Below are 12,257 nucleotides of genomic sequence, written 5' to 3'. Positions count from 1 at the left end.
TTTACCCTAGATAAGATGTTCTACTTCTATTTTATCATTCCAGTGTGCTTGTAAGTATTCAATTAAAAATTCACGGTGACAATGATCTGGTTCGGCCTCACCACAAAGTAAACAACTATTATCCAATAACTTTTTATCTAGTGTAGTTTCTACTTTCCTTTCAGCTAGCAGCTTTAAGTAGTCTTTTTTAAAGTCTTGCCACGTATGTTCTTTATGGCGATAAGGCAAAAGTATTTCTTCTGTTGGTGCTAAATCTAGCGCATGGATATAGTCAACATGGCATAATGCTTTTAAGAAATATTTAAGATCATTCTCTTTAGCAAAACCTGATAGCTGCGAAGTATTATTACGACGTACATCAATGACTCTTTTTACACCTGATTTTTTAATCAAGGTAAAAAATTCTTCTGCTGATTTTTTAGTAAAGCCTATGGTATAGATTTTCATAACATCTTTTACTCCTTAGAGTGATAGTAATTTATAGTAAAAAACCCTTACATAATAATAAGGAAATAATATATGAATGCTACTGAAACAGTTAAAAATCAACATTAAATACAACAAATGCTTATAAAAAACTTTTCCATAAATGGAGAAAATAACAGTTGCTATAAATATTTAATCGATAAACCTATACCCTTTAAACAAAACACTAAAGATCTTTTCAGCGGCAACTATTTTTATGGTTGTTTTGATGAAACAATAACCCAATTTGAAAATAAAATAAATCCGATTTTAATCTCAATTATCAAGGGTGAAAAACCATCACATGAAGAATTTATTCCTAATGTTATTTTATTTTGTATGCTTAGAACTGAAGCATTTAGATCATACCTTATTAAAATAATGAAAGACTTTATTACTCAATCGCTTGAAAAAATAAAAAATATCTTTAGCAATACAAAAATAGATCTAAATAATGAAGAAACTCTGACTAATTTTGTAATCGCTAAACTTCAATTAACTAAAGACGAAATAGATAATGAATTAAAAATGTTAGGTTATGCACGATCTGATAGAAGAGGAATAACTAACATATTAGAAAAAACAAAAAAACAATATAAAAAAAAACTAGCTATATACACTAAAAATGACAAGTTCTTTATGGGAATACATAATATCTTAATCACCAAAACCATGAGCGCGCTAACAACTCTCAATAAAATGCGATATAGTGTTTTTGATCTTAACTATAATATACCTTTAGGAGATACTGTCTGTTTTTTTGGTATAAAAAATAACGACAACAAATTATCATTCATATCTTGTGAAATAATTTCATATTTTGGAACAGCTAAAAACGATACTCCTTTAATCATTTTTATGCCCTTATCATCTACTAAAATCTTAATTGTAAGCGATAACCCACAAGAAACGATGGAAAGTATTGATCAGAAAACATTGATATCGGCTATTGTTAGCACTAGCTATAAGTCCTTTATTGCAAAAGATGATAGTTTTACATCTTACTCTAAATTAATTAATCAAAACTCAAATCAAAACAATATAGAAATGGAATATATTTTAAAAGGCCGTTTTGCGACTAAAGACCCAAGAGAAAATTACCTTGAACTTATTGGATATATAGATATGTTAAAAGAATTACAAAAAAAAATAGAGCAAAAAAGTAATTACTCTTCTGATAATAAAGAGCTCGATAATATAGATTTGGTTAACGATTTTTTAATTTAAAAACAGCAATACTGCTGTTTTTAAATTATCATGTCCTTCAAATATTATCGTACCAATCCATACCGTCCTTCACCACTAAAATATCTTCAATAATCAGATAACGTAAGTCTGAACCATAAAACATATTAAGGGCATCCGTAGGTGAACAAACCATCGGTTCGCCCCGGCGGTTTAATGAGGTATTAAGTACTACGCCATTACCTGTCAGCTTTTCCATTTCTTTCATTAAGTCATAATAACGAGGGTTAAACTCTCTTTTTAGAGCCTGTGCACGTGAAGTACCGTCTTCATGTACGACTTCAGGAACACGCGTTTTCCACTCTTCATTGACTTCAAAGGTAAAGGTCATAAAGGGAGCAGGATGGTCAATTTTGAACATCTCTTTGGCGGTGGTATCGAGCATAGATGGGCAGAAAGGGCGCCATCTTTCACGGAATTTAATTTGCTCATTAATACGATCTGCTACACCTGCAACACTTGGGCAACCTATAATTGAACGGCCACCTAAAGCACGAGGACCAAATTCCATACGACCTTGCATCCAAGACACAGGGTTGCCATCAGCTAGAATTTTGGCAATGCGTTCACACACATTATCAATTTTTTTCCACGTGGGTTTATTAGGATGATCGGCACAAGCAGCAATCGCGTCCTCGTTACTGTAAGAAGGACCTAAGTAGACATGCTCCATTTTCTCAACAGGTACACCACGTTGTGTTGAAACATAGGCAGCAGCCCCCACAGCTGTTCCTGCATCACTAGAAGCTGGTTGTACAAATAATTCCTTCACTTCAGGACGGGCAATAATTTTTTGATTAAGTTTTACGTTTAGCGCACAACCACCAGCAAAAGCTACCTTACCCGTTTCTTTGATAATATCACCAAGGTAATAATCCATCATCTCAAGGGATATTTTCTCAAAAAGTGCTTGAATGCTCGCTGCATAGTGAACATAAGGGTCATCAGCAATATCACCCTCACGTTTAGGGCCTAACCACTCAATAAGTTTAGGTGAAAAATAGTAGCCCTTGCCTTTTTCTTTATAACGACGGAAACCGATCACATTAGCATAGTCGGTATTGATAATTAACTCGCCATTTTCAAACTTGGCTAAACGAGAAAAGTCGTATTTAGTGGCATCTCCATAAGGCGCCATTCCCATCACTTTGAACTCGCCATCGAGCATATCGAAACCCAGGTACTCTGTGATTGCGCCATACAAACCGCCTAACGAGTCAGGATCATAAAACTCTTTAATTTTATGAATCCTGCCATTTTCACCATAACCGAAGAATGTAGTTGCGTACTCGCCTTTTCCATCAATACCTAAAATAGCTGTCTTTTCGGTAAAACCTGAACAGTGGTAAGCACTGGATGCATGGGCTAGATGGTGTTCAACAGGTTGAATTTTAACTTTTTTTAAGTTAAAACCTAATTGTACTAAACACCATTGAATATGTTTATAATAGCGGCGATAACGGCGATTACCGTTTAAAATAGCATCCAATGCGCGATCAGGTGCATACCAATAACGCTTGGCATAATGCCAACGCGCTTTATCAAAAATACTGATCGGTGCAAAAGGAATCGCTACTACATCCACATCATCTGGCTTAATACCCGCTTGTTCTAAGCAAAACTTTGCAGACTCATAAGGCATACGCCCCTTAGCATGCTTATCGCGAACGAAGCGTTCTTCTTCTACAGCAGCGACTAATTTACCATCAATATAAAGTGCTGCTGATGGATCGTGATTGACTGCCCCTGAAAGGCCAAGAACGGTTAATGACACTGGATTACCTCTTTATTAACATGTACTTTAATCACATTAAATTATTTGCTTGTTGCTGCTTCAGCGCCAACAGGCAAGCTTTTTGTATTACCGCTATTTAAATAACGCATGAGTAGTGCATAGTCTAACTCGACTGCATCTGGAATCGGTAAGAAAATAATATGGCCATCACCCGGTGCTACTTCAACAGGTTCGCCTTGGGTATTTTCCATGCGCTCAATGTCAAAATGCAAGTTACCTTGCGGTGTCATCATTTCAACACGATCGCCCACTGCAAAACGATTTTTAACCACAACCTCGGCTAAATCGCCACGGCGAACACCTGTAAACTCACCCACAAACTGTTGGTTTTCTGAAATGGATGTACCGTGCTCGTAGTTTTGGTATTCATCATGCACATGGCGACGTAAAAAACCTTCGGTATAACCTCGATGAGCCAATGACTCTAAGGTATCCATTAAGGTTTTATCAAATGGGCGTCCTGCTTCGGCATCATCAATAGCTTTACGATACACTTGCGCAGTACGTGCACAGTAATAATGTGACTTAGTGCGCCCCTCAATTTTTAATGAATGTACGCCCATTTGCACTAAACGCTCTACATGTTGAACAGCGCGTAGATCCTTGGAGTTCATGATATAAGTACCATGCTCATCTTCAAAAGCTGTCATTTCTTCATTAGGTCGTGTTTTTTCACGTAGGATAAAGACCTCATCAGTCGTTTTTCCCTTTCCTAGGGTAGGATCAACGATATTAACAGCGTCAATCTTCTTGTCACTGACAATTTCACCTAGCTCATTTTCTTTAGCTTGTTCAACACCATATTGCCAACGGCAAGAGTTGGTACAGGTTCCCTGATTAGGATCGCGGTGATTAATATAACCAGACAGCAAACAACGCCCCGAATACGCCATGCAAAGTGCACCATGAACAAAAACCTCTAACTCCATATCAGGCACGTGTTGACGTATTTCTTCAATTTCTTCTAACGATAATTCACGGGATAAAATAACCCGTGTTAAGCCCATTTGTTTCCAAAATTTTACAGCAGCCCAGTTAACGGCATTTGCCTGAACGGAAAGGTGAATGGCTATATTCGGAAAGGTTTCACGCACCATCATAATCAAACCAGGGTCTGACATAATCAGTGCATCTGGATTCATCGCCACAACAGGCTCTAAGTCTTTAATAAAGGTTTTTAGTTTGGCATTATGAGGGGCAATATTAACCACAACATATAACTTTTTACCTTGGCTATGAGCTTCATCAATCGCTATTTTTAGATTTTTATGATCAAACTCATTATTACGCACACGTAAACTATAACGTGGTTGTCCTGCATAAATGGCATCTGCACCATAGGCGAATGCATAGCGCATCGCTTTTAATGTACCGGCGGGGCACAGTAACTCTGTTTTGTACGTATTCATTATTTAATAATTCATTCATAGAGTAGAAGCCCCCTATTGTAGCAGGTTCTCAACAAAGGTAAAAATCCGATTATCTTTACCATCGTATTACACAAGAAAAGCACCTAAGTTACTTCACATTAACTAAAATAACACCACCTATCGATATAAACCTCAGATAAAAAAATGCTAAGGTTTATGCTCAAATATAGGTTCAAATATTGGTGCTAAGCGTTCACTCGCATATTGTGAAATGTGATTATTATCAAAATAAAGTGGGTATCCATTTTCTGTGGTTATACAGGTCTTATTATCTGCACAAAAATAAGGAAGCGTATCTAATGTTTGAATATTACATTGCTTCTTAGCTAGCTCTATGGTTCCGAGAATAAAATCATTATTCTTATAATAATCACTGATGGGGTTAGTTACCTCTACTGTAGAACCATGCAATACTAAAGATAACGCCATATGTTTAGGAATATTAGTGCCCGCAACAGGAATCGGCTTCAGCACATAAACAGGACGATGTTTTGCTATTTCACAGACTGAATGAATATAAGCTTTTCTAAACTGTTGTTGCAAATCGTTTAAGCTAATCGTAGGTTTTGTGAAATATATATTTCCTACATTCTTTTCACTAATATATGAAGTTAAAAAATTAACAAATAAAACTGGGACATTTGAATATTGTGTTTCTAATAATGCTTTCTTTTGTTTAAATAAATTAATGCACCCTGGCTGCATATTATTCGCATAGTGTACACCCTCTACCATGAGGCAAGCAGAATGTGTCCATAAAAGTGTCGCTTTTGGATTTACTTTTTTTATAGCTGGATAAATAGCTGCAGCATGACTATCGCCCATAATAATCAATGAAGGCTCACCCTCGCCCGCTTTACATTCAGGGAACTGCTTCATATCATGACTAACTAAACAATATCTAGCAATTGAGAGATACTTCTCGGCACTGATAGAGTCTATCTTATAAAAGTCTTTCGACATGATACTAGCACGTAATTTAGGATAAGCCCTTAACAAATGCCTAGTCGTTGATGAAAGAGCCACCACAAAAATAATAATCAACAGATAACAAATAATTTGTATAACTTTAGTTTTGTTAATTTTTACTCTTATTTCTATGAAAAAATAAGAAAGAAAAGCTAACAATAGTGTTATTAACAAACTGTAAACAACATATTGCCATTCGTTGATGGAGCCATTGATAGTCAAAGCAACCGCAAATGGCCAATGCCATAAATAAATAGAATAGGATATTTTGCCTAACCATTGTGAGACCATATTATTTAAAATAAAGCTGTGTTGATTTACCCAAATAATAAGCATAGTCCCTACCACAGGTACTATGGCTAAATAGCCCGGCCAATGCATTGATGTACTAATAAAAACAATGCTAAGGGCTATAGCAACAAAGCCTAAATACTGAATCAGTTTAGCGTATGTATTGTTATTTAGCTTTAGTGGAAATAAAAAGGCAATTCCACCTGCTAACATTTCCCACGACCGAAAAGGAAGTAAAAAGAACGCTTTAACGGGAAAAATCCATGTCTGGACAATACATAATATCAGTGAAACTATTGCCAAAGATAAAATAATGTATTTAATACTGCGAAGAGATAAAAACTTTCTTAATAAAATAATGACAATAGGATAAATAAGATAAAACTGCCACTCTACAGAGAGAGACCACGTATGCAATAGCCAGTTCTCTTGTGAAGGAGTATCAAAATAACTAACTTGGTTAGCAAACCCTATATTAGAAACAAATAAAATAGCATTTTGTATCGTATAAAGTAATTCGCGATAATCGATCGTTGGCAAGTAAAGCAACCCAAACAGCCAAACAGCAACACACAAAACTGCTAATGCTGGAATAATACGTCTAGCACGATGGATATAAAAATCTAATAAAGAAAGTTTATCTGTAGCTAATTTGGAAAAAATAATACTCGTCATCAAATAACCAGAGATGACAAAAAAGATATCAACACCGATAAAAGCACCACCAAAGCCTGATATTTTAAAATGGTACAGAAGGACGGCAAGAACAGCAATCGCACGTAATCCGTTAATATCTTTTCTAAAAGTCATAATGTTATTAACTCAATTTAACAAGCAATATAAGAAAGCAAGTTCTATAAAAAGTTTCATCCAAGTCGCGTTAAAGAAAAAGTAATAATTTTCTATTTAAATTCTACCTTAAAATCGTTTACACACTTTATAATCGCATGCTAGACCGCTACTCATTACTTAAATTATTTTTTTGATTATATCCTCGCTATTGCATAATCTGTCTGTGATTCTCCTTCATAAAAAACTCAAACAGTCATAACAAAAAACCATAAAAAACAACTCCCGTTTAAGGGAGTTATTTTAATAACCAATCAAGTACAACAATCATACTTAATAAATAATTAAATTTCCTTTTAAAGTTTATTGGCAATCGCATTAAACATCAATGCAGCTTCTAATGGCTGTGCATCAAATGAAGGCTCTGCTTTTGGCCATGTTGACCACTGCACAATTACAAGATTTTCTGTTTGATTAACCATGATAATTTGCCCAAAGATGCCAAGCGCCCATAGAGTATCTTTAGCATTTAGTTTATTCACATACTTACCTGTGTAATTAGCAGGAACACTATTATTCCACCACTCATAACCATAACTTCCATCAGGATTTTTGGCCGTTACAGAGTTTTTAGCTTGTGTCCATGTACGAGCATCTTTTACCCAGTTATCTGGCAATACTTTTGTACCATCAGGCAATACACCATTGTTTGCTATAAATAACCCAAATCTACCCCAGTCTTCCAACGATGCATTAAAACCATGGGCGCCCACATCATGCTTTCCTTGTTCGTAGCTATGCCATACTCCATCTCTCACCATACCATAAGGTTGCCAAATTTTTTCTTGCAAGTAAGTTGCTATAGGGACTCCCGTTGCCTTTTCCAAAGTATCGCCTAGCAGCCATGCACCACCTGATGAATAAGACCAAATTTCGCCAGGTTTAGCATATGCTTTACGGGTTGGAGATTTAACTAACTTATTAACACAATCGTACGTATTTTTATTGGCTTCACACTGGGTAAGTTGGGCAAAGTCAGATTTAGGATTAGTATAATCCTCGCCCCACTCAACCCCTGATGTATGTTGCAATAATTGTCTGATAGTCACTTTTTCCCAAACTGTGCCTTTAACATCTGGGTTATATTTAATCACTAAATCATCTAAAGACGCTATTTTACCTTCTTTTACTGCAATACCGACTAATGTAGAAACGACCGACTTGCCCACAGAACGTGAAGTCCACAAGGTAGTTTCGTTATTGCCTTTACCATAATACTCCCATACGATCTTACCGTCTTTAATAACGAGCATACCTGCTACATCATTACGCTTGATATAATCATTAAGGGTATACTGGTGATTACCATAATCATAGGTAATAGAAGATAAATCTTTTAACGATTTAGGGATAGGGTTTGCTTTTCCTGCTTTAAATACATCACCTATATAAGATCGATAGTCGTTACGAAAACCAATAACACGATCTTGCTGGTTCCATGTCAACATATCTTTTACATCGGGTATTTTTTTATCAACTTCGGTAGGACAAGTTAAATTAGCCACATGGCAAGGACTATCTACCACTTTAGCATGATCAAGCATTTCTGCATTTGCATTTAAAGTCATTGAAATACAAGCAGCAAGCAAACATTTTTTCATATTTATCTTCATTTTAATTTCCTTTTAATGACAGTGTTATTGAACATATCAAGCATACTTTTATATAACTACAGGCACTATTGACACTAATTCACGTATAATAAATTCTACCTGTTGGCTTATGAAACTATTCTAAAAAAAATTACTATTTTTTTAAAATCAGTTAATGCAGGGAAAACCGTCATTAGAATTAGTAGAGATAAAAATGCCAGCTATTCATTTTACCCTAGCGCAAATAGAAGCTTTTGCATGTGTTTGCGAAACCAATAACTTATCACTTGCAGCGACAAAACTACAAAAAAGCCGAACAACAATTAGTGAGTTAATTGACTCATTAGAAATTAATCTTGGTTATATACTATTTGATCGAACTAAACGACCTCTACAACTAACCGCTGAAGGCAAAAAACTATATACGCAGGCGCGCTTGTTTCTTCATGAAGCTAATATTTTTGATCAGCTCGCCATGCAAATGCCTAAAGAAATAAAGCATACCATCACCCTTTGCTATGACTGCTTTATTCCACTATCTTTTATAAAAAAACTTATCGCTTATTGTGAACAACAACGCATCAAACTTAATTTACTCAATATTGAACGGCCACAAGCAGAGAAAAGACTGCTGACTGGCGAAGCTGATATTGGTATCTACCCTGCGGCTAACCGCATGATTAATGCCGATTTTAAATGGAGTGCTATTGGTACAATTGAACTAGGTATTTATGCAAATAAATGCTTCTTTTCTAATCTCCAAACCAACATATCCATACTGGAACTAGCCTCATCCAATCAATTTATTCCTTTTATCCAATTACCTGATCAGCTCGGCAAAATTATAAAAATATCTGATAATATACAACAAATAACCAATATTGAACTTCTCAAAGAACTATTAGATAACAAAAAAGGCTGGAGTCTACTTCCAACGCATCTATTCACTGAATCCTATAAAAATATTAGCCGCTTTCACACGGAGTTAGGTAATAAAGGTATGATGCTAAGTATTGTCTGTATTTGGAAACCAACAGCAAACAAACAACTGCAACAAATCATTCAACAAATAATAAATCATATCGATTTATAGTGCGAAATACATTTACTTAAAATAAATTATTTGATTTTTGATATATTACAATTAGACTGAGAAAAACAATGTAGGAGTATTTTATGTTTTTTATAGGCAGCTCAATTTTTACTTTTATTGGTGTAATACTATGTATTTATGCGTGTATTAAAGATTTTGAAAAAAATAATGTCCTATGGGCAATATTAGACATTGTATTTTTTCCCGTAGGAGTTGTACGCAGCTTTATATATATCTTAAAGTAGTTTAATGCGCTTCCATGCTAATTAAATCTACTTTGCGCCTTTTAAAAGCTCCATTTCATATAGCTTAACTAAACTCATCTTGATTTAAAAACTTAATATAGTTTTTAGCGCTGTATTCTATTGCTTCCTGAGTTGAATAGTATTCAACTCCAGATTCTTTTTCATTACCATAAAAAGCAAAAAATGGCTGATAGCTTGCATGTACATAACGCATAGTTACCTCAAAAGGTCGTAAAATCTCCTCAAGACTAAATTGATAACGCCCCTTTTTAGAATAATCCACTTCTTTTATCCCCGCGCAAACAGCAAGCCTAACGCTACGACCTACTAATGCATTTCCTGCTGAGCCATACGCCCATCCATAAATAAATACTTCATCCAGCCATTTTTTTAATAATGGCGGACAATTAAACCAATAAATAGGAAATTGTAAAACTAAATCATCATGCCCCTCTATTAACTCCTGTTCTGCCTCAATATCAATATGATCATTAGGATAAACATTATAAAGTTCGTGAACGGTGAATCGCTCTGGATACTTCCTCAACTCTTCAATCCACCGCTTATTTATCTTTGAATTTTCTATATCAGGATGAGCCACTATAATCAAAGTTTTCATCAGAAATTCTCTCATGTCTGTAAATGTCTAATAAGTGTATGTTAAAGTATGACTATTATGAAGTACGCACAATCATGTAATATACTATCTTTAAGGAAAGCATAAATGAAGGATAATACCTGTAGTCCAAGCGGTATAAAAATAGAAGACACTGGTTTTGGTTATACACTTTCAGTAATCGGCGGTAAATATAAAATGATTATTTTATATTGGCTTAATGAAAACCAACCCACTATGCGCTTTAATGAGCTAAAACGTTGTATCGGAACTATTTCATTTAAAACCCTTAGTAGCACACTCAAAGAATTAGAAAAAGACAAACTCATTATTCGAAAAGAATACCCTCAAATTCCGCCAAAAGTTGAATACCGTTTATCCATAAAAGGGAAATCACTGATCCCTTTGTTAGATAGTATGTGTACTTGGGGAAATAACAACAAAATGCGTTAAATCAAACGCCATATGAGTTTATATCGTATGATGATCTTTCGTTATTAGATGATTTTTATCTTTATAGGTGTTACTAGGAAACATTCGTTATGTACAAAAAATGGTTATCTATCGCGCTTCTTTTTACATTGTTTATAACAGGGTGCAATCAAGCAAAGCTCGATAAACCAGATGATGAAAATAATGAAATAACCAATAAAATTAATCACTGTTTAAGCCTAAAAAGCTCAACAGATGAGTTTAATGCCTGCTTCGAAGAACTTCTCAGTATAAATAGGCCAACACGTGTAATTTTATTAGCGTTAGATAGACAGGTAGCCACAGCGCGATGGTTAAATGAAATGTCGCAACAAGCGCAAAGCGTCCTAAAAAACCATAAAATTGATTTCGAAGCAATTAGTCTCTCGGAAAAAAATCTTATCATCGACTTTCCAAATCAAAGAATAGCTATACAGGCTCTTGAGTACTTAAACCGTGCAGGTATACCACTCACACAATCAAAAAACCAACTTTCAGTTTCACCACAAACAATGGCTAAGTTTTATAATGACGATACTGAGCAATCTATTAAAATATTCGACTTCCGTTTAAAGCAACTTAATCTATTGCACACAACCATAAAACCATATGGCGATAATTACATTCTTATTCTAATTCCTGATGAAGTAGAGAATAGCCAACAAGAAATTATCCAACAGCTAGGTGCAGTTAGCTCTTTTGAAATTCGTTTGGCTTATCACGATACAGATACTAATGCTCTATTAGCCAAAGGCGAAATACCTCAAGATATGGAGGTTATGTACATGCAAGATGGCCAACCGATCCTCGTTTCTAAACAAGTCTCTATTACCGAAGGAGATTTAATGAATGTTTATCCCAATTATTCCGAAAAGGGTGCTATTTATCTTGGAATGACCTTTAACTCAAAAGGAACAAAAAAATTGTATAACTTCACCAAAGAGAATTTGTTCAAACATATCGCTTTTGTTGTCAAAAAAGATACCGCCTCAGAGCCCGAAGTTTTATTAACCATAAATATGGTCATGCCTATAAAAGATGGCCGAATCATCGTATCAGGATCCCCAGAACTAAAAGGTGCAGTACATATTATAGATACCATCCGCTCTACACTGCCTCAAACACCACTGACTATTATTGTTAATGCCATCATAAAATAACAACCATCACCCGATAATTATCATAAACGCATCCAA

Annotated in this window: 10 protein-coding genes; 4 read left to right on the top strand and 6 right to left on the bottom strand. The window is 35.1% G+C overall.

Annotated features, from left to right (window positions below):
* Nucleotides 1-6 precede the first annotated feature (6 nt).
* Complete coding sequence (locus DM558_RS15335) at nucleotides 7-447, bottom strand: DUF488 domain-containing protein (protein WP_109703652.1); 441 nt, start codon at nucleotides 445-447, stop codon at nucleotides 7-9.
* A 117-nt stretch (nucleotides 448-564) separates the two neighbouring features.
* Between DM558_RS15335 and DM558_RS15330 the strand changes: the two genes are divergently transcribed.
* Entirely contained in the window at nucleotides 565-1,692 is a 1,128-nt protein-coding gene (locus DM558_RS15330) for a hypothetical protein (protein ID WP_127164730.1), read from the top strand.
* Between the two features lie 37 nt (nucleotides 1,693-1,729).
* On the opposite strand, the gene DM558_RS15325 is transcribed toward DM558_RS15330, so the two are convergent.
* From DM558_RS15325 to DM558_RS15310, 4 genes are all read right to left on the bottom strand, one after another.
* The gene (locus DM558_RS15325; RefSeq protein ID WP_127164729.1) at nucleotides 1,730-3,484 is read right to left on the bottom strand and encodes a carbamoyltransferase family protein; all 1,755 of its coding nucleotides are present in this window, start codon (nucleotides 3,482-3,484) and stop codon (nucleotides 1,730-1,732) included.
* A 41-nt stretch (nucleotides 3,485-3,525) separates the two neighbouring features.
* Nucleotides 3,526-4,914: a prephenate-dependent tRNA uridine(34) hydroxylase TrhP gene (trhP, locus tag DM558_RS15320; RefSeq protein WP_127164728.1), complete on the bottom strand. Its 1,389-nt coding sequence runs from the start codon at nucleotides 4,912-4,914 to the stop codon at nucleotides 3,526-3,528.
* 168 nt (nucleotides 4,915-5,082) lie between these two features.
* A complete protein-coding gene (locus DM558_RS15315) occupies nucleotides 5,083-7,005 on the bottom strand; it encodes an acyltransferase family protein (protein WP_127164727.1) in 1,923 nt (640 codons plus the stop codon).
* A 335-nt stretch (nucleotides 7,006-7,340) separates the two neighbouring features.
* A complete protein-coding gene (locus tag DM558_RS15310; RefSeq protein ID WP_127164726.1) occupies nucleotides 7,341-8,657 on the bottom strand; it encodes a serine hydrolase domain-containing protein in 1,317 nt (438 codons plus the stop codon).
* Nucleotides 8,658-8,850: 193 nt separating this feature from the next.
* Here DM558_RS15310 and DM558_RS15305 point away from each other — a divergent pair, with 193 nt between their 5' ends.
* Nucleotides 8,851-9,729, top strand: coding sequence for a LysR family transcriptional regulator (locus DM558_RS15305; protein WP_127164725.1), 879 nt, complete (start codon nucleotides 8,851-8,853; stop codon nucleotides 9,727-9,729).
* Nucleotides 9,730-10,038: 309 nt separating this feature from the next.
* Here the strand turns inward: DM558_RS15305 and DM558_RS15300 are convergent, their stop codons facing one another.
* Entirely contained in the window at nucleotides 10,039-10,593 is a 555-nt protein-coding gene (locus DM558_RS15300) for an NAD(P)H-dependent oxidoreductase (protein WP_127164724.1), read from the bottom strand.
* A gap of 105 nt (nucleotides 10,594-10,698) precedes the next feature.
* On the opposite strand from DM558_RS15300, the gene DM558_RS15295 reads away from it, so the two are divergent.
* Nucleotides 10,699-11,043: a winged helix-turn-helix transcriptional regulator gene (locus tag DM558_RS15295; protein WP_127164723.1), complete on the top strand. Its 345-nt coding sequence runs from the start codon at nucleotides 10,699-10,701 to the stop codon at nucleotides 11,041-11,043.
* A gap of 89 nt (nucleotides 11,044-11,132) precedes the next feature.
* Nucleotides 11,133-12,221: a SecDF P1 head subdomain-containing protein gene (locus tag DM558_RS15290; RefSeq protein ID WP_127164722.1), complete on the top strand. Its 1,089-nt coding sequence runs from the start codon at nucleotides 11,133-11,135 to the stop codon at nucleotides 12,219-12,221.
* Nucleotides 12,222-12,257: the final 36 nt, after the last annotated feature.

Source organism: Entomomonas moraniae (assembly GCF_003991975.1).
Classification (GTDB): domain Bacteria; phylum Pseudomonadota; class Gammaproteobacteria; order Pseudomonadales; family Pseudomonadaceae; genus Entomomonas; species Entomomonas moraniae.
This window is presented reverse-complemented; position numbering and strand designations above follow the sequence as displayed.